Source organism: Acinetobacter brisouii (assembly GCF_008993995.1).
Lineage (GTDB): Bacteria > Pseudomonadota > Gammaproteobacteria > Pseudomonadales > Moraxellaceae > Acinetobacter > Acinetobacter brisouii_A.
Genome location: NZ_BKNN01000037.1, coordinates 1 through 24,231 on the forward strand (window position 1 = coordinate 1; position 24,231 = coordinate 24,231).

The 24,231-nt window shown below is 44.4% G+C and carries 24 protein-coding genes, 2 rRNA genes and 1 pseudogene; 14 read left to right on the forward strand and 13 right to left on the reverse strand.

Annotated features, from left to right (window positions below):
* From GBN19_RS09895 to GBN19_RS09915, 5 genes are all read left to right on the forward strand, one after another.
* Nucleotides 1-103, forward strand: a 23S ribosomal RNA gene (locus GBN19_RS09895); the annotation flags it as partial.
* Between the two features lie 212 nt (nt 104-315).
* Nucleotides 316-430, forward strand: a 5S ribosomal RNA gene (gene rrf, locus GBN19_RS09900).
* A gap of 472 nt (nt 431-902) precedes the next feature.
* Nucleotides 903-2,381 carry a sodium-dependent transporter gene (locus GBN19_RS09905; RefSeq protein WP_151778024.1) on the forward strand — a complete coding sequence of 493 codons (1,479 nt, stop codon included), beginning with the start codon at nt 903-905 and terminating at the stop codon, nt 2,379-2,381.
* A gap of 9 nt (nt 2,382-2,390) precedes the next feature.
* Nucleotides 2,391-2,504, forward strand: a complete 114-nt coding sequence (locus GBN19_RS09910; RefSeq protein WP_151778025.1) for a methionine/alanine import family NSS transporter small subunit — start codon at nt 2,391-2,393, stop codon at nt 2,502-2,504.
* 207 nt (nt 2,505-2,711) lie between these two features.
* Nucleotides 2,712-3,323, forward strand: a complete 612-nt coding sequence (locus GBN19_RS09915; protein ID WP_151709981.1) for a TetR/AcrR family transcriptional regulator — start codon at nt 2,712-2,714, stop codon at nt 3,321-3,323.
* A 23-nt stretch (nt 3,324-3,346) separates the two neighbouring features.
* On the opposite strand, the gene rsmB is transcribed toward GBN19_RS09915, so the two are convergent.
* A complete protein-coding gene (rsmB, locus tag GBN19_RS09920; protein ID WP_151778026.1) occupies nt 3,347-4,633 on the reverse strand; it encodes a 16S rRNA (cytosine(967)-C(5))-methyltransferase RsmB in 1,287 nt (428 codons plus the stop codon).
* Nucleotides 4,630-5,592 (reverse strand): methionyl-tRNA formyltransferase, encoded by a 963-nt coding sequence (gene fmt, locus GBN19_RS09925; protein WP_151778043.1) that lies wholly within the window; start codon nt 5,590-5,592, stop codon nt 4,630-4,632. Before fmt ends, rsmB begins: the two co-directional genes overlap by 4 nt.
* Before the next feature lie 259 nt (nt 5,593-5,851).
* Between fmt and GBN19_RS09930 the strand changes: the two genes are divergently transcribed.
* From GBN19_RS09930 to GBN19_RS09950, 5 genes are all read left to right on the forward strand, one after another.
* Nucleotides 5,852-7,156 (forward strand): hypothetical protein, encoded by a 1,305-nt coding sequence (locus tag GBN19_RS09930; protein ID WP_151778027.1) that lies wholly within the window; start codon nt 5,852-5,854, stop codon nt 7,154-7,156.
* Complete coding sequence (locus tag GBN19_RS09935; protein ID WP_151778028.1) at nt 7,137-7,424, forward strand: chorismate mutase; 288 nt, start codon at nt 7,137-7,139, stop codon at nt 7,422-7,424. Before GBN19_RS09930 ends, GBN19_RS09935 begins: the two co-directional genes overlap by 20 nt.
* 49 nt (nt 7,425-7,473) lie before the next feature.
* Nucleotides 7,474-7,758, forward strand: coding sequence for a YciI family protein (locus GBN19_RS09940; RefSeq protein ID WP_151778029.1), 285 nt, complete (start codon nt 7,474-7,476; stop codon nt 7,756-7,758).
* A gap of 14 nt (nt 7,759-7,772) precedes the next feature.
* Nucleotides 7,773-8,204, forward strand: coding sequence for a GFA family protein (locus tag GBN19_RS09945; protein ID WP_151778030.1), 432 nt, complete (start codon nt 7,773-7,775; stop codon nt 8,202-8,204).
* Nucleotides 8,205-8,302: 98 nt separating this feature from the next.
* Nucleotides 8,303-9,028: a sulfite exporter TauE/SafE family protein gene (locus GBN19_RS09950; RefSeq protein ID WP_151778031.1), complete on the forward strand. Its 726-nt coding sequence runs from the start codon at nt 8,303-8,305 to the stop codon at nt 9,026-9,028.
* On the opposite strand, the gene GBN19_RS09955 is transcribed toward GBN19_RS09950, so the two are convergent.
* The 3 genes from GBN19_RS09955 to ppc form a co-directional block, all read right to left on the reverse strand.
* The gene (locus tag GBN19_RS09955) at nt 9,025-9,930 is read right to left on the reverse strand and encodes a LysR family transcriptional regulator (RefSeq protein ID WP_151778032.1); all 906 of its coding nucleotides are present in this window, start codon (nt 9,928-9,930) and stop codon (nt 9,025-9,027) included. The genes GBN19_RS09950 and GBN19_RS09955 overlap by 4 nt on opposite strands.
* 87 nt (nt 9,931-10,017) lie before the next feature.
* Nucleotides 10,018-11,307 carry a solute carrier family 23 protein gene (locus tag GBN19_RS09960; protein WP_151709974.1) on the reverse strand — a complete coding sequence of 430 codons (1,290 nt, stop codon included), beginning with the start codon at nt 11,305-11,307 and terminating at the stop codon, nt 10,018-10,020.
* Between the two features lie 209 nt (nt 11,308-11,516).
* Nucleotides 11,517-14,204, reverse strand: a complete 2,688-nt coding sequence (gene ppc, locus GBN19_RS09965; RefSeq protein ID WP_151709973.1) for a phosphoenolpyruvate carboxylase — start codon at nt 14,202-14,204, stop codon at nt 11,517-11,519.
* A gap of 387 nt (nt 14,205-14,591) precedes the next feature.
* On the opposite strand from ppc, the gene GBN19_RS09970 reads away from it, so the two are divergent.
* The 3 genes from GBN19_RS09970 to dapB all read left to right on the forward strand — a co-directional run bounded on the left by GBN19_RS09970 (nt 14,592) and on the right by dapB (nt 17,140).
* Nucleotides 14,592-14,969 (forward strand): hypothetical protein, encoded by a 378-nt coding sequence (locus GBN19_RS09970; RefSeq protein WP_151709972.1) that lies wholly within the window; start codon nt 14,592-14,594, stop codon nt 14,967-14,969.
* Between the two features lie 105 nt (nt 14,970-15,074).
* Nucleotides 15,075-16,205 (forward strand): molecular chaperone DnaJ, encoded by a 1,131-nt coding sequence (gene dnaJ, locus GBN19_RS09975; protein WP_151778033.1) that lies wholly within the window; start codon nt 15,075-15,077, stop codon nt 16,203-16,205.
* Between the two features lie 128 nt (nt 16,206-16,333).
* Nucleotides 16,334-17,140, forward strand: coding sequence for a 4-hydroxy-tetrahydrodipicolinate reductase (gene dapB, locus GBN19_RS09980; protein WP_111896011.1), 807 nt, complete (start codon nt 16,334-16,336; stop codon nt 17,138-17,140).
* Nucleotides 17,141-17,189: 49 nt separating this feature from the next.
* On the opposite strand, the gene GBN19_RS09985 is transcribed toward dapB, so the two are convergent.
* Both GBN19_RS09985 and dkgB read right to left on the reverse strand, forming a co-directional pair.
* Entirely contained in the window at nt 17,190-18,368 is a 1,179-nt protein-coding gene (locus GBN19_RS09985; RefSeq protein ID WP_151778034.1) for an MFS transporter, read from the reverse strand.
* Nucleotides 18,369-18,377: 9 nt separating this feature from the next.
* Nucleotides 18,378-19,181 (reverse strand): 2,5-didehydrogluconate reductase DkgB, encoded by an 804-nt coding sequence (gene dkgB / locus GBN19_RS09990; RefSeq protein ID WP_151778035.1) that lies wholly within the window; start codon nt 19,179-19,181, stop codon nt 18,378-18,380.
* A gap of 111 nt (nt 19,182-19,292) precedes the next feature.
* Between dkgB and GBN19_RS09995 the strand changes: the two genes are divergently transcribed.
* The gene (locus tag GBN19_RS09995; RefSeq protein ID WP_151709967.1) at nt 19,293-20,192 is read left to right on the forward strand and encodes a LysR family transcriptional regulator; all 900 of its coding nucleotides are present in this window, start codon (nt 19,293-19,295) and stop codon (nt 20,190-20,192) included.
* A gap of 45 nt (nt 20,193-20,237) precedes the next feature.
* Here GBN19_RS09995 and ahr read toward each other — a convergent pair.
* The 6 genes and pseudogenes from ahr to GBN19_RS10025 form a co-directional block, all read right to left on the reverse strand.
* Nucleotides 20,238-21,262, reverse strand: a pseudogene (ahr, locus tag GBN19_RS10000) (NADPH-dependent aldehyde reductase Ahr).
* A gap of 26 nt (nt 21,263-21,288) precedes the next feature.
* Nucleotides 21,289-21,843 (reverse strand): DNA-3-methyladenine glycosylase I, encoded by a 555-nt coding sequence (locus GBN19_RS10005; RefSeq protein ID WP_151778036.1) that lies wholly within the window; start codon nt 21,841-21,843, stop codon nt 21,289-21,291.
* 26 nt (nt 21,844-21,869) lie between these two features.
* A complete protein-coding gene (locus tag GBN19_RS10010; RefSeq protein WP_151709964.1) occupies nt 21,870-22,115 on the reverse strand; it encodes a hypothetical protein in 246 nt (81 codons plus the stop codon).
* Nucleotides 22,116-22,128: 13 nt separating this feature from the next.
* Entirely contained in the window at nt 22,129-22,662 is a 534-nt protein-coding gene (locus GBN19_RS10015; RefSeq protein ID WP_151709963.1) for a M23 family metallopeptidase, read from the reverse strand.
* 51 nt (nt 22,663-22,713) lie between these two features.
* Nucleotides 22,714-23,742 carry an A/G-specific adenine glycosylase gene (mutY, locus tag GBN19_RS10020; RefSeq protein WP_151778037.1) on the reverse strand — a complete coding sequence of 343 codons (1,029 nt, stop codon included), beginning with the start codon at nt 23,740-23,742 and terminating at the stop codon, nt 22,714-22,716.
* Between the two features lie 114 nt (nt 23,743-23,856).
* The gene (locus GBN19_RS10025; RefSeq protein WP_151778038.1) at nt 23,857-24,225 is read right to left on the reverse strand and encodes an HIT family protein; all 369 of its coding nucleotides are present in this window, start codon (nt 24,223-24,225) and stop codon (nt 23,857-23,859) included.
* Between the last annotated feature and the right edge of the window lie 6 nt (nt 24,226-24,231).

A 24,231-nucleotide genomic window follows, 5' to 3' on the forward strand; every position in this document is an offset into this window, starting at 1 on the left:
TCCTCTAAAGAGCCGTTCGAGACTAGGACGTTGATAGGTTGGGTGTGGAAGTACGGTGACGTATGAAGCTGACCAATACTAATTGCTCGTGAGGCTTGACTATACAACACCCAAGCAGTTGTATATAGAGCTTAAATCGATTCATAAAAGATCAGTTAAACCTGATCTGAAACAAAGAACTTGATTTAGTCAATGCTAGAACATAAAATTTGACTCAGTTAACCAATCCGTTAATAACTCATTTGGTACCAAGTAGGGTAGCAACAAGATCAAATGATCTGAGCATAAAACCTGAACAAGTCCATAAACAGTTGTGCTGGCGACAATAGCAAGAGTGAACCACCTGATCCCTTCCCGAACTCAGAAGTGAAACCTCTTAGCGCTGATGGTAGTGTGGGGTTACCCATGTGAGAGTAAGTCATCGCCAGCTCATTATTCGAAGCCCCCCAATCTCTAAAGAGGTCGGGGGCTTTTCTTTGCGGGATAATTAAAACTAAATCGTGATATGACTGAATGGTCAATATAAAACTTATCCAAAAGAATAAAAGAATTAGGGCGTGTCCTCATTTGAGGGAGTCTCAAAATGAGTATCTTGATGTTTAAATTCGAGTGTTTAATAAACAATTTGATTATTTATTGAATAAAATAAGAGCTAATTTTCCTCACAAAATGAGATCAGGACATACTTAAGTGAAAAATATGTTTCTATTCTTTATTTTCAATCAGCATTAGTGGTTTTTTATTTTTGATGTTAATTTCTTATTAAAAATATTGTATTAAATCTTTTTCAGCGCTGTGGTTTTATAAGTCTTCACAGCATGAATTAATACATTATTAATATTTTTTAATTCTGATTCATCAGCATGGATATGCTGCAATCAATATTCTAATAGGGTTCTTTTATGTCAGAAAATAGAGAGAATTGGTCTGCCAGATCGGGTTTCATTCTTGCAGCGATTGGCTCTGCCGTTGGTTTAGGAAATATTTGGCGTTTTCCATATGTGGCCTATGAAAATGGCGGCGGTGCATTCTTAATACCTTACTTATTGGCTTTGTTAACAGCGGGTTTACCACTGTTATTTTTGGATTATGCAACAGGACATCGAAGTCATGGTGCACCTCCAAAGGCATACAAGCAGTTGATGAAACCTGCTGAAGCTTTAGGTTGGTGGCAAGTCTGTGTTTGTTTAGTGATTGCCACCTATTATGCTGGCGTACTCACTTGGGCATTAAGTTTTATTTACTTTTCAATTGGACAAACTTGGGGTTCAAATCCTGAGCAGTTCTTCTTTAAAACCTATTTGCAAACAACAGATGCTGCAAATTTTGAATGGAAATTTGTGGGTGGTTTGTTTTATCCATTAGTCTTTATTTGGGCGGTGGTCATGCTGATTTTATATGGCGGTGTGAAAAAAGGTGTTGAGCTTGCCAATAAAGTTTGTATGCCACTGTTGGTGATTTTATTTACGATTCTTGTGATTCAAGCGGTACGTTTACCTGGTGCAGCGCAAGGCTTAAATGCTTTCTTTACCCCTAATTGGGGCGCAATGTTGGACTATAAAGTGTGGTTAGCCGCTTATGGTCATATTTTCTTTTCGCTTTCAGTAGGCTTTGGGATTATGGTGACGTATGCATCATACTTGAAACCTAAGACCAATTTGACAGGTGCAGGTCTGATTGTTGGTTTAGCGAACTCCTCTTTTGAGTTGCTGGCAGGGATTGGTGTATTTTCTGCGCTTGGCTTTATGGCACATTCAGCAGGTGCTGATGTTAAAGATGTGGTGAGTGGTGGTATTGGACTTGCATTTATTGCATTTCCAAAAATTATTTCAAGCCTAGGTTCAGCAGGAAGTATCTTTGGTATTTTGTTCTTCGGATCACTTTTATTTGCTGGCGTCACTTCAATGGTCAGTATTCTTGAAGTACCGATTGCAGCGCTTCAAGATAAATTGAAATGGGGACGCAAAAAAGCAGTCACGCTTGTGGGCGGTGGTATCGGGATCATTTCAATTGTCATGTTCTCCAGTGTGAATGCGATTAAGTTGGTAGATATTATTGACCATTTCATCAATAACTTGGGGATTGTGACAGGCGCATTGGTTTCAATTGTGATGGTTTCTTGGTTTGGGCGTAGTTTAATGCGTGAATTCCGTGATCATATCAATGCGATTTCAACCATTCAGTTGGGGCGTACATGGGAATTTACATTGACTGTTGTTACGCCTGTAGTGTTGCTTTCAACCTTAGTTTTGGCATTGAATGCTTTAATTAGTAAAGGTTATGGTGATTATTCACAAAGTTTACAGGTCTTTTTTGGTTGGGGTTGTATCGTATTTTGTGCACTGGGTGCACTTTTGATGACAAAAATTAAAGATCGCTAGGAGAAAAATATGAATACGTCAGCAATTGTGATGATGGTGATTTCGATGGTGATGTTATGGGGTGGTTTATTGTTGTCAGTGCTCCATTTACAACGACATCCTGAAGTCTTAGATGACGAGTAAATCAATTAAAGTTTAAATACATTGAGAGGGTTATTTCTATTTAGGGATAACCCTCTTTTTTTATGGATGAAAATGCCTTAAGGAAATCAATGGAAAACCTAAAGAGTTGCTGCTTGAATGTACAGATCATCAATAATCATGTGCATCATTCATAAATTATGCTATTTATTTTCGGAGAGATGATAGGTATAAGAAATGGAATGATCAATGAAAACCAATCGCCAAGAACAATTTTTAGCACGTTATCAGAAAATTTTAGCCGTTTCAGAAGAGCTATTGCTCGATCATTATCAGGACATGACACTGGATGATCTTGCCAAAGAATTAGATATTGCCAAAGGCACGTTATATAAACATTTTAAGTCCAAAAATGAACTGTTATTGGAATTGGTCATTCAAAATGAAAAGCGGGTATTGGCAATTTCGCATCAGTACCAAGAAAATTTTGCTGAATATGCCAAAGCGTATATGCTTTATCATTTACAATCCCCTGAAAAAATTATTGTGTTGCATCAAATTGAAGAGCATTTGACTACAACAGAATCGGGACTCAAAGATTTGTTTCAGCAATTGTATGATATTCGCCAAGAGCGCATTTTGTTATTAAAAGATATTACCAAAGAGTATCTTGATCGGTTTGAGTCAAATATCTCGATTCGTGATTATGCATCTTATATTTGGTCACTGACTTATGGCGCCTGTCTGCTTTTAAACTCGAGTTATTATCAGCGTTCGATTGGCTCACGCGAAAAATTGATCGAACTGTATATTCATCAGGCTTTAAGTATTCCGAGTCAGCAAGAACTGAATTTGTCTTAAATTTATCCCAATAAAAAAGTGGCTTAAGCCACTTTTTCAATTCGACAGTAATAAAATCCATCACCTTGAGCGCTGGTCGGTAATAACTGTCGACCATGTGCTTGGGCAATACCCCAATCCGCTTCGATTTTGATTTCACGAGCATCGGCATGTTCAGCAAAAAATTGCTGCATTTGCTGCTCATTTTCAACTTTGAGAATCGAGCAGGTAATGTAAAGTAATGTGCCACCCACTTTGAGCTGTGACCACATTTGCTGCAAAATCTGCTTTTGTAACGCAACCGTTTCTGCAATATCACCTGACTGGCGTAACAAGCGAATGTCAGGATGGCGACGTAAAACTCCAATTGCTGAACATGGTGCATCAAGCACGATACAATCCACAGGTTCTGGGGCTGTCCATGTAGTGGCATCGGCAGCGAGAATTTGAACTTTGTCACTGTTAAGTTGCAAACGCTGTAAATTTTCCTCAACACGGACTAAGCGTTTGGCATCCTGATCGAGTGCAATCAGGTGAGCAGGCTGGAATTTTTCCAGTAAATGCGCAGTTTTACCACCAGGCGCAGCACAGGCATCGACCACGACTTTACCATCGAGATTGGGTAATAGACTGGCACAAAGTTGAGCATGCTGATCTTGTACAGAGAACCAACCCTGATCAAAACCAATCAGCTCAGGAATTTGCACAGATTGTTGTAAGACAATACCTGCATCGGCAACGGTACACGCTTCTGCCTGAATATCAGCAGCCTGTAATTTTGCAAGATAAGCATCACGCCCGATTTTGCGTTGATTGACTCGTAAGGTAATTGCACAGGTTTGTTTTAGTGCAGAGCAGAGTTCATCTAGCTGTTCTGGCCAGTCTTTTTTCAGACGTTTATATAACCAGCTCGGTAAACCGTGTGCCTGATTGAGCGTGCGCTGAAATTCGGTTTTTTCACGGGTTGCACGACGTAAAATCGCATTGGCGACACTACTTAACGCAGGGAAGCCCAATTGTTTACAAGCGGTCACAGTTTCTGACAATGCTGCATGTTCTGCGATACGCGTACAGAGAATTTGGTATAAACCGACATACAGACAAGTTTCCACCGTTGGGTTGTCGAGTGGTTTGCTGAGTAATGGCAAGGTGAGGGCTTTTAAGCCGTACCACTGACGTAATGTTCCCAACACCAATTCATGAAATAAACCACGATCTTTCGCTGCGACTTGATCCAATTGCTGATGCAAAATGGCAGAAAGCGATTGACCTTGCTGTACAGCGAGTAGGGTTTTGACTACTTGAGCACGTAAATTCAACATTTGACTCATGATAGGATTTGTCCAACCTGTAATTTTTGTGCTTGTAAAATTTGTGCGGCATTCAGCGGTTTGCCACCCGGCCATTGTAATTGAGTCAGGCAAATGATGTGCTGATCGCCACACATTACATGTACGCCTTGTTTATCGATTGCCACAACCTCACCGACTTGAGCAGTCGTATCTGTCAGTGCTGAAAGCTGAGAGTTCCAGACCCGTAAGTTGTTATTTTCACTGATCGGGAAAAATGCTACAGGCCATGGGTTAAAAGCACGAATGTTGAGATCCAGTTGCTCGGCACTGAGCGCCCAGTCAATTTGAGCTTCGGCTTTACTGAGTTTATGTGCATAGACAGTCAAGGCTTCATCTTGCACTTCACGCTGTGCCAGATAATCTTGCAGTTGTTGCTCTGAAGCCAAAACAGCACAAATGGCATCTGCACCTTGCAGCGCAAGTTTGTCATGCAGACTTGCAGAGGTATCTTGAGCCGTGATTGGGCAGTAGGTTTTATACAGCATATCGCCTGTATCTAAACCAGCAGCCATCGCCATAATGGTGATGCCTGTTTCTTTGTCACCTGTGGCAATTGCACGTTGAATTGGTGCGGCACCGCGCCAGCGAGGGAGTAAAGAACCGTGGATATTCAGGCAGCCATATTTAGGCATGTCCAATACCGCTTGTGGCAAGATCAGACCATAAGCAGCAACCACCATCACATCGGCATTTAAGGCAGCCAGTTCTTGACGTGCAGCCAGACCATCTTCAGTCGAAGCTTTAAAATTTAAAGGCTGATAGACAGGGAGATTATGTTCTAAAGCAACCTGTTTGACAGCAGAAGCAGTCAGCTTTTGTCCACGTCCTGCCTTGCGGTCAGGCTGGGTGTACACGGCAATAATGTCATGTTCAGTTTGAATTAAGGCTGTGAGGGCTTCGGCCGCAAACTCAGGCGTACCTGCAAAAATAATCTTCAAGGGCATCACTCAATCGTTTCGCAAGGCGTAATTATAACAGGTGTCACCATTGAACAGGCTGAGCAAATCGCAATGTCATTGCTGATTGTGCAAATAAAATGTCTAAAATGGATAGCAAAAATATACAAGCGTAACTTTGGCAAAATTTGCTAAACTTGCAGCAATCTGGATCGGGGTGTAACGTCTGCTACCGATCAAAATTTTTTGGTCAGTAAATTGCTTATTCAATCTGTCGATTGATATTTTAGAGGCTACGCTCATGTCCGTGTTTCGCCGTTGGTTTGATCCGATTCGATCGAGATGGTTTTACCAGAAACCGTCACGGCAAGAGGTTTTACCCACGGATAAGGGGCTGAGCATTTATTTGCGCCTTGATGATGTTTACAGTTATTTGGCGGTGCAGCAACTGCCTCAACTGCATGAAATTTTAAGCGAGGAACTCAAGCCATTAAAGGTGATGATTTCCAGTCAGGCCGCCGAGCCACCCAATAATATGACCGCACAGGAATGGCAACAATACTGTCTCAATGATGCCAAAATTCTCGCACGCCAACACCGCTTTGGTTATGATGAACAGCCTGAACTTCCAACCGCAGAAGCCATTCAACAAGCTGAAGTCATTTTAAGAAATACCCCATTACGCGAAGAACAGTTTCTCTATTTACTTGAAGATGTCTTTCACATGCTGTGGCAACAGCAATATGGCAAACTCAAAACCCTTTATGCCATGGCGAGCCAACAGCACCAACCGCAAAATTTCCCAGAACGTTGCTTTATTGATACGCCCGTAGCAGCCAGTTATTTTGAATTTGCAGATCGTAAATATCATGCGGTTGATGATTTACTGCGTTTAGCACGTCGCCTTAAACAACAAAAATTACTGACAGACAATCCGATTTTCCTGATCAATCATATTGAATGGCGCGAGCATATTATGAGTGATGCCGAGGAATTGGCAGAAATTCATGCGATGCATCCTGAACTGGATTTATATATTGCACTTGAAGATCCGATTAGCTGGTTGCTTTTGGCTTACATTAAAGAAGAACTGGCAAATTATTATAATATTCAGTTGCGGGTTTATCCGCTGAGCTACCATGGACGCGACTTTTTTGACTGGTCGCTTGCTACGCGTTTATCAAAACGTGCCGATGTGGCATTTACACCGTTTTGCCGTCCAACTCAGGATGCCGTTTTAAATATCGCGCGTTTGTTTTATAGCATCGAAGATGACGAACAGCGTGTTGATGTGATGTATGACATTTTAAAAGCGGTATGGAGTAAAGGGCGGGACTTGTCATTTGCTCCGCATGTTAACGCTTTGCAGCAGAGTTTGCAGATTGAAAAATTGACCGAGGTCGATGTATCTGAGCTTTTGCAGCAAAATGATCAACAATGTTATGCGAAACATCAGCCTGACTTTCCCGTGCTAGAGCTACGCATCGCAGGGCAGAGTTATGTATTTAATAGCTTGTATCGGGTGTGGATGATTGAGAGTATTTTTAGCCATGTACTCGAACAACAATATAAACAGCAGACTATAAATGATTCATCAAAAATGTAATTCTTTAGCCGAAGTTCACCAACAGATTGATCAAATAGATCGGGCTTTAATTGAGCTTATCGCTGCCCGCCAAGCCTATGTGGATCAGGCAGTGGTATTTAAAAGTTCCCGTGCTGAAGCACCTGCACCGCAGCGGGTTGAACAGGTGATTGCTCAAGTGCGCCAGCATGCCGAGGCTTTTTCCGCAGATGCTGATTTGGTCGAAAAGCTCTATCGACAAATGATTCAGCATTTTATCGAACGGGAATTACAGCATTTACCTGATTAAACTTCGTATTGATTCACATCTAAAATAAACATAAAAAGGCAGAATAAGCATGTATATCGTTGAATTGAACTATTTACAGCCTTTGACTGCTGTTGATGCGTTATTACCGCAACATATAGAATGGCTACAACAACATTTTGCTGCGGGACATTTTATTTCCGCAGGGGCAAAACAGCCGCGTACAGGTGGCATGATTTTGGTCAAGGATATGCCCGAAGCTCAGTTAAAAGCGATTTTGCAGCAAGATCCTTTTCAGAAAGTGGCTGAATACCATGTCAATCAGGTGAAGTTTTCACGTACGGGAACAGGCTTCGAGCAGTTACAGCAGTACTAAATAGGTTGAGTCGTATGAGTCTATTCGGCAGTTGCTTATGTGGGGTGGTGCAGTTCCAAGTCAGATCTGTAATTGATACGATTTATCACTGTCATTGTGGTCTGTGCCGTAAACAGACGGGCAGTGGTTTTAATGCTGCCAGTCTAGTTGAGCAAAGCCATTTTTCTTGGTTACAAGGTGATCAGCAGATTCGACAGTACCAAAAAGCCAGTGGTTTTCGCTCGGCATTTTGTAATGTCTGTGGTTCTTGCGTGCCGAATCAGGTCAATCAAACCTCATGGATGTGGATTCCTCTTGGTCTACTTGACTCTGAAATTACGCCCATTCAACGTCTCAATTTTTGTGTGAACTCTAAAGCAGCATGGGTCGAAAGCCCATCTGCTGATAAATACTATCCTGAAATACCCTCATTTACCGAACTTAAAGCATATTTTAAGTTGGATTGATTCGCCTCAGGCAATGCTTGAGGCAACTCCAAAAAATGCGCATATTCGAGCTGCTGACTTTGCCCTAGCATGAACCTATGTACTTAGGGAGAAATGAGATGCTTGGATTTGTGATGTTGGTTTTTGCATTTGCGGGATTGGTCAAAGGGGTGATTGGTCTAGGCTTGCCTGCGATTGCCATGGGATTGCTCAGTATCGTTTTATCACCCTTTCAGGCGGCTAGCCTGCTGATCATTCCTTCCTTGGTAACCAACTTTTGGCAATTGTTCAGTGAAGGTGGATGGTGGATTTTGCTGAGTCGTTTTTGGACGTTGTTGCTTGGTGTTGTGATTGGTTCCACGTGGAGCATCTTTCCAACCTTGGCAGATTCGCATGCACATAGTGCTTTATTGCTTGGCATGATGTTGTTGCTCTATGGAATTTATGGTTTATGCAGTCAGCGTTTACCCAACTTGCAAGCCCATGAAAAATACTTGTCGCCGATTGTAGGTTATTTGGGTGGTGCATTGACCGTTGCCACAGGGGTGATTTTGATGCCAGTTGTCCCGTATTTACAAAGTTTGCAGTTGCAACGCAACGATTTGGTACAGACGCTTGGCTTGACTTTTACCTGTGCCAACCTTTGTTTGGCAGTCTTCTTGCAACAACAAGCCAATCCGACACAGCACATTGATTATCAACTGTCATGTCTAGTGCTCGTGCCTGCCTTAGTGGGGATGTGGGGCGGTAAGCTGATTCGCCAGCGTTTAGATGAACAAAAATTTCGCCGTATTTTCTTTATTGGGCTGATCTTTTTGGGCGGCTATATGAGTTTGAATACTTAAACAGGAGCAAGTAAAGCCCGTTTTGCCAGTAAAAATTCACTGAGATGTTGATAGCTAACAGGCAGTTCATCGAAACTGCGACATGCCAACAACAACTTACGGTTTGCCCAAGCCCCTTGCAGTTGAATGTAGTGAAATGAATACAAGGATTGTAATTGCTGTGCTGCACGTTGTGGCAAAATCGCAACGCCAACACCGTCTGCAACGACTTGAGCAATTGCTGAAAAGCTCGGGAGTCGCAGGCGATATTCAATCTGATACCCGAGTTGCTGTGCCTGACGTTCAATGGATTGTTGTAGCGAGTGATACTGTTTTAAACCAATAAATGCAAAGTCTAGGGCATCGGCTAGGTTGATTTCGGTTTGTTGCGCTAAAGCATGCTGTTGTGGGCAAATCAACACCAGTGGGTCTTCGGCAAACTCTAAAGTCTGTAAATGCTCGGTGTTAAAAAAACTCGAAACCAGTCCCAGTTGTGCTGTGCCTTGGGTCAATGCCATCACAATATCACTGCTTTCTGCTTCGTGGAGTTCAATCTGTACATGTGGATTTTGCAGTAAATATTCAGGCAACATTTTCGGTAAATATTCACTTTGTGCGGATGAATTGCACCATAAACACAACTGCTGTTTGTACTGGGAAGAAAATTGCAGCATGTGCTGTTGCAGGGCATGACTACGCTGCACAATGCCTTGGGCATGTTCCAAAAAACTTTGTCCTGCAAGGGTCAGTTGTGTCCCCGTGCTATGTCGACTGAACAGCTTAACGTCGAATTGCTGTTCGATTTTTTTCAGGCGTTCGCTTGCGGCTTGCAAGGAAATGGCAGCGCACTGTGCCGCTTGAGTGAGACTGCCTGTTTTGGCAATGTGTAGGATTAATTCTAAATCGAAAACATCAAGGCGCATGTCCGTTGCCTGTATTATTTTGACTGTGCTGGTGTGCAGTATGGCATAAAAAAAGCAGCCTTGCGGCTGCTATAAAATCATCAAAAATTAATCTTTTTTCAGATTAAAGAACCAGTTGAGCAGAATCGCCGCAAAGGTTGCTGTCCCGATTCCACCCAAGTTGAAGTGACCAAACATCAGCTCAAAGTTACCTGCACCTAGAATAATCGTGACCGCAGCCACAATCAGGTTTTTATTGTTAGAGAAATCGACTTTGTTTTCTAACCAGATTTTTGCACCCGCAATGGTAATTAAACCAAATACAACAATCGATGCTCCTGTTAGAACGGCACTTGGAATCGTGCTGATCACTGCCCCAAATTTTGGTGATAATCCCAAGAAAATGGCAAATAGACCCGCGATCACAAACACGATAGTCGAATACACACGCGTGACGGCCATGACCCCAATGTTTTCGCCATAAGTGGTCATGCCTGGTGCGCCCACACTGCCAGAAAGGGTGGTGGCTAGACCATCGGCAAGGAAAGCTTTGCCCAGTTGTGGCGTCAGGTTTTCACCTGTCATGGCGCCAACCGCTTTAATATGTCCAAGATTTTCTGCCACTAAAATCAGTGCAACAGGGGCAATAATTAGCATGGCATTGCTGTCAAAAGTTGGATGTGAAAAACTTGGAATACCAAACCATGCAGCAGCCGAGATTTGTGAGAAATCAATCGGTTTACCCAAGCCTAAACCATTGGTCGCAATCGCATAAATCAGATAAGCCATGAGTAAGCCAACCAACAGCAATAAGCGTTGCAGCAAGCCGCGTGCGAACACTGCAATCGTTCCCATGCAAAGCACGGTGATCAGTGCCATCCACATTTCAAAAGGTTGACCAGCAACCCCTTTAATGGTGACAGGGGCAAGGTTCAAACCAATGATCATCACCACTGCGCCTGTGACCACAGGCGGCATGAGTTTTTCGATCCAGCGTGTGCCTGTCAGCATCACGATTAGACCGATAATCGCATACAGCACGCCACACGCAACAATCCCACCGAGTGCCACAGAGAGATTTGGGTTAGCACCTGAACCTGTAATATGACCCGTTGCCGCAGCAACCACACCAATAAACGCAAAACTCGAACCTAAATAACTTGGGACTCGTCCGCCTGTGAACATGAAAAACAGGATGGTACAAATCCCTGACATTAAGATTGCGAGGTTCGGGTTAAAGCCCATTAACAGTGGAGCAAGTACGGTTGCACCAAACATGGCAAAGGCATGCTGAATGCCTAAAACAATACTTTGTCCAACAGGTAAATATTCATCAGTAGATACAGGACGCTGATCAATGTGTCCTGAGTAGGGTTGCCATTTTGGAAACCAAGACATAACAAAAACGCTCAAATTTTTACAAAATTCCGCACATGATACTCTGAGTTGAAAATGCATTACATAGCTTGGAATTGTTGTCGGTCGTTTTTTCCAAGTGTCATGGCTGTGTTTTTGAAATTTATAAGATTTATTAATCGCTTAGTTAAAATAAAAAAGACTTACCCATTCGCTGAACGAGTAAGTCAGATTGGATCACATATCAAGCCTTAGCCTGTATTGCGCAGACCTGCGGCAATCCCTGTAATGCTGACCATGAGTGCATGATCGACAGGCGTATGCTCTGCCTGATGTTGTGCTAAATAAACACGGCGGCGCTTCATCAGTTCGGCTTGTAATAAATGCAGAGGCAGCAAATAGGTTTTGCGTACACGCATTGACTGATCAAGCACTTCATTTTGACTGAGTAATTCTGATTCGCCTTTGAGGGTCAGCAGGGTATCAATCGCATCTTGTAGGCGTTGGCGAAGTTCATTGCCCAACGCGTGCAGATGTTCATTTTGGGTCAGATGCGTTTCGTAATACCAAGCAATATCGGCATCAGCTTTAGATAACACCATTTCCAGCATATCAATTAAGGTCTGGAAGTAAGGCCATTGTTGCAACATTTCTTCCAATTTAGCTTTCTGTTGCTGTGCGAGGACTTCATCGAGTGCCGCGCCTGTGCCGAGCCAAGCAGGCAGCATCAAACGGATTTGAGTCCATGCAAATACCCATGGAATCGCACGTAATGATTCGATACCACCACTGACACGCCGTTTGGCAGGACGTGAACCAAGCGGCAGCATTTGCAATTCAAGTTCAGGCGTAACTGTTCTTAAATACTCAACGAAATGTGGATTTTCCCGAACAGTCTGACGATAGACCTGTACAGAAGTTTCGGTCATTTGATGCATCAGTTCACGCCATTCAGCTTTGGGTACAGGCGGTGGTAATAGTGTTGCTTCTAACGTTGCTGCGGTATAGATTTCCATATTTTGCAGCGCTACGCCTTCAATACCGAATTTGAAGCGGATCATTTCCCCTTGTTCAGTGACACGAATTGCGCCTGAAATTGAACCTGGCGGTTGAGAAAATAGTGCTTGCTGCGTTGGTGCACCACCGCGACTGATCGAACCGCCACGACCATGAAACAGGGTCAGTTGCACATCATGCGCTTGGGCAACTGCAGTGAGTTCTTCTTGCGCACGGTACTGTGCCCAGTTGGCGGACATAAAGCCCGCATCTTTGGCTGAGTCCGAATAACCAATCATCACTTCATGTTTGCCCTGAATATGCTGTTTATACCATTGCATACTAAACAGGGTATTCATGGTTTTTGCTGCACCGTCCAAATCTTTGAGCGTTTCAAACAGAGGAACAACGCGAAGTGGTTTCTGAATGCCAGCTTCTTTTTGTAGCAGCAAGACAGCCAAAACATCACTTGGATATTCAGCCATAGAAATAATATAAGCGCCTAATGATTCGGCAGGTTGCTGTGCCAAGGTTCGCATAGTGGCAAAGACTTCCTGAACATCAGGATGGTTGATCAGGCTGTTTTCAGGTTCATTGAGCAATTTGGGTAGCAATGGGCGTTTGCTTTGTAACTCATTGATCAGGAAGTTTTGGCGGGCTTGTTCTGTCCATGTTTCAAAATTGCCCAGACCTAAATATTCAGTGATCGCAGAAATGGCTTGACGGTGGCGACCAGACTCTTGACGAATGTCGAGTTTGAGTAATTCAATGCCGAAGCAATTGACTCGATGGATAAAGTCGAGCAGATTGCCGTTGGCGATTTCTGGCAAGTTACTGTCAATTAAAGAGCGATGGCAGAGTAAAAGTGGATCAAGTAATTCATGTTTATGACGAATTACACGCGGATCTTCAATGGTTTCTAAGCCTTGCAGTTTCTCAGATAACCATTGACGGGTAATCCGTAGACGTTCGCGCAGATCACGCAAATACTCACGATACGGTTCGGCATGCTGACCACCGAGCGCTTGGCGTAGTTCATCGGAGCATTGTTGAATCGAGAGTTCCCAGCGCAAGCTTTCAAGGTCACGTAAATATAGTTCAGTGGCTTGCCAACGTGAGAACCACAACACCTGTTGAGTCACGTCATGCGTAACATTAGGGTTACCGTCACGGTCACCGCCCATCCATGAGGCAAAACGAATCGGAGTCACATGAGTGGGTAGCACCTGACCACAGTGCGCTTGTACCAGTTCATTTAGTTCTCGAATAAACTTGGGTACGGCTTGCCACAGGGTTTGCTCAATAACCGTAAAGCCCCATTTGGCTTCATCAATCGGCGTGGGTTTTTGGCGACGGATTTCGTCGGTTTGCCATGCTGAACAAATCAGTTGTTTGAGTTTTTCGAGTGCTTGTTGGCGTTCTTTCGGCGTCAGTTTTTGTTGGTCAAGCTGCTCTAGACAACGGTTAATATCATCATATTTTTGAATCAGGGTACGGCGACTGACTTCTGTTGGATGTGCCGTTAAAACCAGTTCAATATTTAAATCGCAAATTTGCTGATACAGCGTTTCGGCTGAAATCTGTTGTTGTTTAAATTTTTCAAATAGCGGTTCAAGTGGGTTTGGAGAGGGCTGGCTTTCATCAAACTCACTGGCACGACGACTACGCACCACATGGTATTGTTCAGCAATATTGGCGAAATTTAAAAAATGGGTAAAGGCGCGGGTCAGCGGTAAAATCTCTTTATCTTCCAAATTTAGAAAGAGCTGTTCTAATTGCTTTTCCGCTTCGACTTGTCCATCACGAGCCCCTTTGGCCAGTGCGCGAATTTGTTCGACCTGATTAAATAAATCCTGACCTGCATGAGCTTTTAAGGTTTCACCTAATAAATTGCCCAATAGTCTGACGTCTTCGCGTAATGGTGCATCGATATGTTGTGCCATAGTTAAATTCCTTATGGGAGGCATTATGGTCTATTGAAATATAAAAGGAGATTTCCCTTGTATATCGAAAAGTTGCTTTTATCTAAACATAACAAATTTATCTAGAAAAACCTTTAGCCATTGGTCGTGTAAGCCAAGAAAAAAATCAGATTTGGGTTAATTTAAAAACTTGAAAATTCACATGGATTCAATCAAGCCTGAGTCGATGACCAATCGGTAGCATAAAAAGGTTATTTTTCTGTGTAATTGTCTTGTTTTTGACATATTTTTTTTCTGTAAAAGAGTGCGAAAATAACAAAACTGACCTATAGTAACAGGTTAATTTTTCAAAATCGTACACATCATTTTTTCAGGGCATGTCCTATGCCGTGAAGGGGTCAAATTTCCATGGCGCAAGACAAGGTAGAACAGCATCGTCGTTATATCATTATGGCGTATGTGTTTATGTTTTTGGCACTATTGACGCTTGTAACGGGATTGATCGCCTATTTGTTGTCTGCCAAAGTTGCACATAGCACGCAAGCGGAAGTCTGGATTCAGGCACATGGTGTCTGGATTATGCGTAGCGTGATCTTATTCATGGTCATGGCGATGTTTGCAGGGCTATGGTTTATTCCTTTGGCATTTTATGCATGGAATGCCTCGCTTTGGGTGACAGGCTGCACCGTTGCAGGTGTGATTTTTGCGTTTATTGCATGGATGTATTTCTTTAATTGCTTCCTGAAAGGTTTATCTAAGTATTTCAAAAAGAAAGCAGTATTTTAATTTCAAGATTTTTTTTTCGCTATTTTGACTTGTAAAACAGGCAAAGACCCCAACTTTAATTGCAAGTTGTTCTATTTGAAAATTCCGTGAGGAGCATCGCCTGTCATGGCTAAACGTGATTATTATGAGGTTTTAGGCGTTTCTAAAACTGCTAGTGATGATGAGATTAAAAAAGCCTACCGCAAGTTGGCGATGAAATATCATCCAGACCGCAATCCTGATAACCCAAAAGCTGAAGAAAAATTCAAAGAAGCTGCTGAAGCGTATGAAATTCTGTCTGACAGCGAAAAGCGTAGCATGTATGACCGTATGGGACACAATGCCTTTCAAGGTAGTTTCGGCGGTGGTGCAGGCGGTGGCTATGGTGGCTTTAGCGCGGAAGATATTTTCAGTCAGTTTGGTGACATCTTCGGTGGTGCATTTGGTGGCGGTGGACGTCAACAGCAACAACGCCAACGCCGTGGTTCAGATTTACGTTATGTAATGGAGCTTAGCCTTGAAGAGGCAGTTCAAGGCGTGAAAAAAACCATTACCTTTACTGCACCAGCACCATGTGATGCTTGTGATGGTAAGGGTTCACAAAATCCAAATGATGTTGAAACCTGTAAAACCTGTCATGGTGCAGGTCAAATACGCATGCAGCAAGGTTTCTTCTCGGTTCAACAAACTTGTGGCACTTGTCGTGGACAAGGCAAAATCATCAAGAATCCATGTCAAAAATGTCATGGTTCAGGGGTGAGTGAGCGTCAGCAAACGTTAGAAGTGACTATTCCTGCGGGTGTGGACAATGGCGATCGCGTACGCTTAACAGGTAAAGGCGAAGCGATTCGTGATGGTCAGGCAGGCGACTTATATGTTGAAGTTGTGGTGCGTGAGCATGAAATTTTCCAACGTGATGGTGCTGACCTGTATATGGATGTGCCGATTAGTGTTGCCGATGCTGCACTCGGTAAAGAAATTCAGATTCCAACGCTGGACGGTCGCGTAAGCCTGAAAATTCCTGAAGGCACGCAAAACGGTAAAGTGTTCCGTCTACGGGGTAAGGGTGTTCGTCCTGTGCGTAATAGCATGTTGGGTGACTTGCTTTGCCGTATCGTGGTCGAAACCCCAGTGAATTTGACTGCACGTCAACGCGAATTGCTTAAAGAGTTACAGGCAACAATGGATGGCAATGACCAGCATTCAAGTGCCAAGAAAAAATCATTCTTTGATAAAGTTTCAGATTTGTTTGATTAACGAAAAGCATGAAATCTTAAAAAAACCTGCTGTTCAACAGCAGGTTTTTTTATATCAGAGTACACATGCATAGAAATAAGTTTTGTTATAGTAAGCACATTGATTCAAAAATTTAGGAAATGAAAAACATGTCTACATCACCACGTATTGGGATTTTAGGTGCGGGCGGTCGTATGGGCCGTATCTTGATTCAGGCAGTGCAACAGGCAGGCTTCCAACTTGCAGCAGCAGTTGAACGTCCAACCAGTTCTTTGGTGGGGACAGATGCGGGTGAATTGGCAGGTATTGGTGCGGTAGGTGTGAAGATTGCGGGTTCATTAGAAGCCGTATTGGCAGATGTGGATGTGGTGATTGATTTCACAGCGCCTGCTGCCACTGAACAACACCTTAAACTTTGCCGTGATGCGGGTGTTGCCATGGTGATAGGCACGACAGGTTTTTCTGAAGAACAAAAACAGTTGTTGAATGACACCGCAACACAGATTCCTGTGGTCTATGCAGCGAATTATTCAGTCGGTGTCAACGTGTCGATTAAATTGCTTGAGCTGGCTGCAAAAGTCTTTGGTGATACCGTCGATATCGAAGTGATTGAAGCGCATCACCGCCATAAAGTCGATGCACCATCGGGTACAGCTTTGATGATGGGTGAAGCGGTTGCAGGCGCTTTAGGTCGTGACTTGAAGCAAGATGCGGTGTATTGCCGTGAAGGTCATACAGGGCCACGTGAACGCCAAAGCATCGGTTTCCAAACCATTCGTGGTGGTGACATTGTCGGTGAGCATACGGTGATGTTTATTGGTGAAGGTGAGCGTGTTGAAATCACCCATAAAGCCACCAACCGTATGAACTTTGCTTCGGGTGCAGTTCGCGCAGCGGCATGGGTTGTCGGTCGCGATGCAGCCAAATATGACATGAAAGATGTTCTAGGCTTGTAAGATCTTGCTAGGCATAAAGAAGCCAGTCCGATGACTGGCTTTTTGCATTTTAGGATGCAGCTTCACAAGTCGCAGGATGGTCATGTTGATACAGACGTTTTTGTACCAAAACCAGAACTAGCGTTAATGCAGCCAGTACAGCACCACTGACAGGAACCGCAGCATAGCCCATATTCAGACTGATCACAGCGCCACCGAGTGCTGCACCCAAGGCATTCCCCAAGTTAAATGCGCCGATATTGACAGAAGATGCCAGACCCGGGGCTTCATGTGCCACGGACATCACCCGCATTTGTAGGGGGGGAACTAGGGCAAATGTTGCCGCACCAAAAATAATCAGGGAAATCGCAGCACCAATCGAAGTTTTTGCCAAGATCGGGAACAGTCCCATGAGGACAATGAGCACCACTAAAAAGCCAATCAAGGTACGGTCAATCGATTGGTCGGAAAATTTACCGCCGTAGTGGTTGCCAATCGAGAAGCCCAGTCCGACCAACACCAACATACAGGTCACAAAAGTGGGTGATGCATGGGTAATCGTGCTGAGTGTCGGCGCGATATAGGTATATAGGGTAAATAAAATGCCTGCGCCCATGACCGTGGTTAAAAGTGCCAGCATCACCGCGGGACGGGTCAGAACTTTGAGTTCCTGCATCACATCGGGTTTTTGCCCGACTGAACCTTGTGGTAAGGCTTTAAACAGGGACAGCATAGTGATGACACCAAGCACGGCAATTCCTGCAAAGGCACTCCGCCAGCCAATATGCTGACCGACCCATGTTGCGAGGGGCACACCACCAATATTGGCAATCGTTAGCCCCATAAACATCATGGCAATGGCACTGGCCTGTTTGTCTTTAGGCACGACACTGGTGGCGACAATCGAGCCAATTCCAAAGAATGCCCCGTGGTTCAAACTGGTAATCACCCGAGCGCCCATCAGACTCAAATAATTCGGCGCAATCGCTGCAATCAGGTTACCAAGGGTAAAAATTGCCATCAGGATGATCAATGCTTTACGCCGTGGAAAATGTCCAAACCATAAGGTCATGATCGGCGCGCCAATCATCACCCCCAGTGCATAGCCCGTAATCAGCATGCCTGCAGTCGGAATGCTAATGCCCAAGTCATGTGCAATGTTCGGCAATAGTCCCATCGGGGAAAATTCAGTCGTGCCAATCGCAAATGCACCAATCGCTAAAGCCAGTAACGGTAAATTGATTTTCATCGCGAATCCTTAGTCCCACGCTGGCGCAAGCTGTTCGGGATCGACTTCACGGCCATGGCGTTCAAGTGCAGCAATCTGTTGCATGTCCTCAGCACTAAGCTGTAAGTCTTGTGCCTGTAGGTTATGCAATAAGTGCTCGCGTTGGGTTGAAGATGGAATCACGGCAAAGCCTTTTTGTAATGCCCATGCCAGTGCCACTTGTGCACTCGATGCCTGATGTTCAGCCGCAATCGCCGTTAAAACAGGATCATTGAGGACTTTGCCATAAGCCAATGTCATATAGGATGTGACATCAATCTCTTCAGCTTGCAAAAAATCGGCCAGTTTCTGATTTTGCAAATAAGGACTGAGTTCAATCTGATTGGTAGCAATGTGCTGTTTGCCGATCTCGTCCATCGCCTGTTGTGTCAGGGCAATATTAAAATTAGATACCCCGATTTGCTCAGTTAAACCTTGCTGTTTGGCTTCAAGTAACAGTTGCATGACTTCGCTGATATTCACGCCCATTTTCGGTGCTGGCCAGTGAATCAAGGTCAGATTAACGGCATCGGTACGCAGTTTTTGCAAACTGTCTTTCAGGCTTGGAATAAATTTCTCAGGACTGAAATTGTCCACCCAAACTTTGGTGGTCAGAAACAGTTCTTGTCGTGCGACACCGCTTTCGGCAATCGCTTGCCCGACTTGGGCTTCATTGTCATAAATTTGGGCGGTATCGATGGCACGATAGCCGACGTCTAAGGCTGTTTTGACAGAATCAATTACGACTTGATCTTTCAGGCGAAAGGTACCTAGACCAAAACGGGGAATATGCATAGCAGATGCTCAGGTATTCTTAATATGTGAGTATTTTGCTTGGTTTTTTGTTGCTGAAAAATATGGAAATCTGCAAAATATTTTTGATTATTTATCAAAAATAGGTGGCAGGTGAAATCCAGCATCGAAGAATTACAGGTGTTTATTGCGGTCGTTGACACAGGCAGTTTGGGCGCTGCTGCTGATTTGCTCAAGCAAACCACCTCGGGCGTGAGCCGTGCCTTGAGCCGTTTGGAGCAGAAATTGGGTGTGACGCTGCTCGAACGTACCACCCGCCGTTTAAAACTGACCCAAGAAGGCGAACTGTTTTTGCAAAGCGCACGGCAAATTTTAAGTGATTTGTCTGCGGCGGAAGATGCCTTGCTGAAATCAGACAGTGATATTTCAGGCCTAATTCGGGTCGATGCTGCTGCATCATTTGTGTTGCATGTGATTGTGCCCCTGATTCAGGAATTTCGCCGTTGTTATCCACAGCTCAAAATTGAGCTGAACAGTAACGATCAGATTGTTGATTTACTGGAAAATAAAACCGATGTCGCGATTCGGATTGGCAACTTGCACGATTCCTCTTTGCATGCCAAATATCTGGCACGTAGTCGGTTATATCTGGTGGCAAGCCCAAGTTATCTGGCGGAGCATGGCTGTCCACAATCGGTCGATGAATTATTGCAGCATCAGCTGATTGGTTTTGGTCAGCATCCACATTTGAATGTCTGGCCGATTTTAAAAAATGGTCAGCCTTTAAAAATCTGTGCCAATTTAACAGCCAATACGGGAGAAACCATTCGTAAACTGGCGTTATGTGGCAACGGAATTGCCAGTTTATCCGAGTTTCTGATTCATCAGGATTTGAAAAAGCAGGAGCTGATTCCGGTTTTGACCGATCAGACGGTTTTAAAAGAACAGGTGATTCAGGCCGTATATTATCAGCAGGAGCACCTACCTAAACGGGTGCGTCTGTTGATTGAATTTCTGGCAGAGCGACTGGCAGAGGGTTTTCCCAATCAGTGACAAACCGATTCAGTCAATTTGCCACGATCAGATCAAACCATGAGATCAGTCAAAATCAGCCTTGAGTACCACACGGTAACGGACTTGCCCTGAGTGTAAGCGCTCAATGGCATCGTTAATTTGTGACATCGGGAACAGTTCAATTTGTGGCGCAATATTTTTACGTGCGGCAAATTTAAGCAAGGTACGTAATGCTGCTGGTGAACCTGTTGGTGAGCCAGTAATGGATTTTGCGCCGCTAATCAGTAAATTGGCAGGCGTTGCAATCGGTTCTAGGGGAATGCCAAGCAGATGTACACTGCCATTTGGGGCAAGGCTATGCAGATAGCTTTTCCAGTCGAGTGTGACATTGACGGTGCTGAGTAATAAATCGAATTTGCCTGCTTGGGCTTTGAGTGCTGCACTGTCACGACTGTTCACCACATGGTCTGCGCCCATGGCTTTGAGTTCTTCGGTTTTATCTAAACTGGAGGTAAATGCAGTAATTTCACAGCCCCATGCTTTCAGCAGTTTAATGCCATATGACCCAAACCACCAATGCCAATCACCCCCACGTGATGTGTCGCCTGAATCTGATGTTTTAACAAAGGATCGAATACGGTGATGCCACCACAGAGCAGTGGGCCAGCACTTTCAGGGGCAAGGTCATCGGGAAGGGGAATCACCCACTGCCAGCCAGCACGAACTTTGTCGGCAAAACCGCCTGCATGCCCGACAATGGTTGCCTTACGTTCACCTGTACACAGCACCTGTTGTCCTGCAAGGCAGTGATCACAGGCTTGGCAGGTTTCCGCTGTCCAACCAATACCGACACGTTGACCCAGTTTCAGACCTTTGGCTTCACTGCCCAGTCGTACAATTTTACCAATCACTTCATGCCCTGCGATGACAGGATATTGGGAAACACCCCAGTCATTGTCAATCATCGACAGATCGGAGTGGCACAAACCACAGTATTCGACCTTGACTTCAACCTGATGAGGTGAAAGATCACCTGCATCAAACTCATGCGGAACGAGAGCAGATTTTGCAGTTAAGGCTGCATAGCTACGAATTCGATTTTCACTCATGACGCACTCCTTGTTCGGAATTGTTGTTATTTGCAAAAGCAGTCATCTTCATGATCGTTGACCATGCCACAGGCTTGCATGAACGCATAGCAGGTGGTCGCGCCCACAAATTTAAAACCACGCTTTTTCAGGGTTTTCGAGAGTTTCTGGCTGATCTCGGTTTGTGCAGGCGCTTCGCGATAATTTGGAACAGCATTGTGAACTGGCTGAGCATCGACAAATTGCCACAGCCATGTCACCACATCACCCACGTCTTGTTTGAGGTTCAACCATGCTTGTGCATTGGCTCGAATGGCATTGAGCTTGCCGATATGACGGATTAAGCCTGCATCTTGCAGTTTCTGTTCTAAGACAGTATCAGACAATTCGGCAATCTGTTGAATAGAATATTGAAAAAAGTGCTGACGGTAACAGTCACGTTTTTTCAGGACGGTAATCCAAGACAGACCTGCTTGCTGACCTTCGAGGCACAGCAGTTCAAACAGTTGCGCTTCATCATATAAGGGGTTGCCCCATTCCTTATCGTGGTAGGCGATATAGAGTGGATCATCGGAACACCAGCGACAGCGCTGTTGAGACATGGCAAACTCCTGATTATATGTTGTTTTTAAAGTGTGAATAATGTCCACTGATCGTTTTGAGTGTCCCAAAAAAACAGTTCGGCTTGTTGTAAATCTTCTAAAGACAGCCACAGATCCTTACCTGCTTTGTCATTGTAGCCTGTACTAATCAGTAGACCATTTTCTGCAATTTCCATGACCCAGCCCTGATAGCATTGACCACGAAGTTGGATTTTTTGTTGATTGCCCGATTCGGCAAAGTCGACTAAACGATTGATAAGGGCTTCAGACATGAAACAAGTGTTCCTAACGTAAATAGGGGAATGGGTTGACCGCGCCGCGACCTTTGCCATCCAAATAAATACCATAGTGTAAATGGGTGACGGTGTATTTGGCATTGCCTGTATTGCCGACGTAGCCAATCAGTTCGCCCGCATGCACATAGTCGCCGACTTTTAAGCCGCACTTATGCTTGTCCAAATGGGCATAATAATGCCAAGAACCCGCAGGGCCTAAAATCCAGATGACATTGCCACCAAGGGTGTTGCTTTGCAAACTGGCGACTAAACCTTCGGTGGCGCTGGTCACTTTGGTATCGCGTGGTGCCAGTATATCAATTCCTTCATGGCGACGTCCCGCACTGCGTGAAGCACCCCAAGTATCGGTGAGCTGATCTGCAATAACGCCTTTGACAGGAATCGGCAAATGAAAGTCGAGTGGCATGGCTTTAAGACGGCTGACTTGCTGGTTGGGCAGTGGTGTGCTCTTTCTAGGGGTTGAACTACACGCAGCCAAAACAATGACCGTTAAAATTAAAACAGCATGTGAAAGAAAACGCAAAATACAGTGTCCTTTGAATCAGTATTTTCCAACAGCATGCCGTATAGATGTTTAAACGCTTTGAATCAGTTTTTTCATGGCTGTTGGAATGCCTCGGTCAATTGCCTGTTGTGGGGTGAGCCATTCACCGCCCAGTTCTATTTGTAGATGTTCCAACTGATCGCTGTCAACTTGGATTTGCTGAATATTTAATTCCCACGTGAAGTGGGTAAAACTATGACGAATTTGTGTGAGATATTGCGCTGTTGCTAAACCCAAAGTAGTCCGTTGCTGTTGCAGTTCATTCAGATTTGCAAAAATCGGCAGGCAATACAAACCGCCCCAGAGTCCAAGTGCAGGACGCTGTTGCCATAACCACTGATTTTGATGACGTAGTAACAACACTTCTGCCTGTTTCACAGGCACAGGTTTCTTGGCTTTCTTGAACGGTAGTTCTGTTTCAATCCCTTGTCGATGGGCTTGGCAATGCTGCTGCATCGGGCAGTACAGACAGAGTGGTTTTTTTGGGGTACAGATGGTTGCGCCCAAATCCATAATCGCTTGCGTGTAGTCATGATTACGTTCAACAGGGCAAAGTTGTTCGGCACGCGCCCACATTTCCCGTTCATGCACAGGTTTACTCAGATCATCTTCAATGGCAAAAAAACGTGCCAACACGCGTTTGACATTACCATCCATAATCACGCCGTACTGACGTAAACCTAGTGACATCAGCGCGCCTGCGGTCGAGCGTCCAATGCCAGGCAGTGCCATCCAATCTTCGAGGGTTTTTGGAAAATGCCCTTGTTCAGCAACGATTTGAGCGGCTTTGTGCAGATTGCGTGCCCGAGCGTAATAACCTAGACCTGCCCAGTAGGGCGCGGCGTCATCCCAACTGACTTGGGCGAGTGCTTCAACCGTGGGAAAGCGTTGCATAAAACGCTCAAAATATTGCAGGACGGTTTTGACTTGGGTTTGTTGCAACATGATTTCTGAGACCCAGACTTTGTAGGGATCATCAGCGACTTGCCACGGCAAATCATGCCGACCGTGCTGGTCGAACCAAATCAGTAAAGCATCAGAAAATGAAAAATCAGACATGCACACCACCTCTCAAAACCGCGAGGTAGTATACGTCAAGCGAGCAGCAAAAAGCAGTGAAGATGTGCGCACACATCTTCACAGAGGAATCAGCAAGATTTTAAAAGTAGGATTTTAAGCTTCGTTTGGGTTTAAGATGCCCCAGCGTTCATCGAGCTTCAATTGTTGACCTTTATAACGTGGAATCACATGAATGTGCAGATGTTGTGAAACGTCGCCAAACACATTTCCATCGTTAAAGCCGATATGATAGCCTTCAGGATGATACAGAATCTGTAGCTCGTTACGCGCTTGTTCAAGTAAGGACATCAGACTTTTGCGTTCTTTGTCAGTGACATCAAAAAATGAACTGACATGACGTAATGGTACAATCACCATATGTCCTTTCGACAGGGGATGAGGTTCTGGGAAAATTACGCCAAAGTCATTTTTGGCAATCACATCATAATCATCAAAATCGCAATAAGCACAATGCTCAGTCATGGTCGC

Bases quoted from the DNA above. Each gene is read 5' to 3' on its own strand.
- GBN19_RS09905 (WP_151778024.1), top strand. From the start codon at position 903: ATGTCAGAAAATAGAGAGAATTGGTCTGCCAGATCGGGTTTCATTCTT.
- GBN19_RS09910 (WP_151778025.1), top strand. From the start codon at position 2,391: ATGAATACGTCAGCAATTGTGATGATGGTGATTTCGATGGTGATGTTA.
- GBN19_RS09915 (WP_151709981.1), top strand. From the start codon at position 2,712: ATGAAAACCAATCGCCAAGAACAATTTTTAGCACGTTATCAGAAAATT.
- rsmB (WP_151778026.1), bottom strand. From the start codon at position 4,633: ATGAGTCAAATGTTGAATTTACGTGCTCAAGTAGTCAAAACCCTACTC.
- GBN19_RS09930 (WP_151778027.1), top strand. From the start codon at position 5,852: ATGTCCGTGTTTCGCCGTTGGTTTGATCCGATTCGATCGAGATGGTTT.
- GBN19_RS09935 (WP_151778028.1), top strand. From the start codon at position 7,137: ATGATTCATCAAAAATGTAATTCTTTAGCCGAAGTTCACCAACAGATT.
- GBN19_RS09940 (WP_151778029.1), top strand. From the start codon at position 7,474: ATGTATATCGTTGAATTGAACTATTTACAGCCTTTGACTGCTGTTGAT.
- GBN19_RS09945 (WP_151778030.1), top strand. From the start codon at position 7,773: ATGAGTCTATTCGGCAGTTGCTTATGTGGGGTGGTGCAGTTCCAAGTC.
- GBN19_RS09950 (WP_151778031.1), top strand. From the start codon at position 8,303: ATGCTTGGATTTGTGATGTTGGTTTTTGCATTTGCGGGATTGGTCAAA.
- GBN19_RS09955 (WP_151778032.1), bottom strand. From the start codon at position 9,930: ATGCGCCTTGATGTTTTCGATTTAGAATTAATCCTACACATTGCCAAA.
- GBN19_RS09960 (WP_151709974.1), bottom strand. From the start codon at position 11,307: ATGTCTTGGTTTCCAAAATGGCAACCCTACTCAGGACACATTGATCAG.
- ppc (WP_151709973.1), bottom strand. From the start codon at position 14,204: ATGGCACAACATATCGATGCACCATTACGCGAAGACGTCAGACTATTG.
- GBN19_RS09970 (WP_151709972.1), top strand. From the start codon at position 14,592: ATGGCGCAAGACAAGGTAGAACAGCATCGTCGTTATATCATTATGGCG.
- dnaJ (WP_151778033.1), top strand. From the start codon at position 15,075: ATGGCTAAACGTGATTATTATGAGGTTTTAGGCGTTTCTAAAACTGCT.
- dapB (WP_111896011.1), top strand. From the start codon at position 16,334: ATGTCTACATCACCACGTATTGGGATTTTAGGTGCGGGCGGTCGTATG.
- GBN19_RS09985 (WP_151778034.1), bottom strand. From the start codon at position 18,368: ATGAAAATCAATTTACCGTTACTGGCTTTAGCGATTGGTGCATTTGCG.
- dkgB (WP_151778035.1), bottom strand. From the start codon at position 19,181: ATGCATATTCCCCGTTTTGGTCTAGGTACCTTTCGCCTGAAAGATCAA.
- GBN19_RS10005 (WP_151778036.1), bottom strand. From the start codon at position 21,843: ATGTCTCAACAGCGCTGTCGCTGGTGTTCCGATGATCCACTCTATATC.
- GBN19_RS10010 (WP_151709964.1), bottom strand. From the start codon at position 22,115: ATGTCTGAAGCCCTTATCAATCGTTTAGTCGACTTTGCCGAATCGGGC.
- mutY (WP_151778037.1), bottom strand. From the start codon at position 23,742: ATGTCTGATTTTTCATTTTCTGATGCTTTACTGATTTGGTTCGACCAG.
- GBN19_RS10025 (WP_151778038.1), bottom strand. From the start codon at position 24,225: ATGACTGAGCATTGTGCTTATTGCGATTTTGATGATTATGATGTGATT.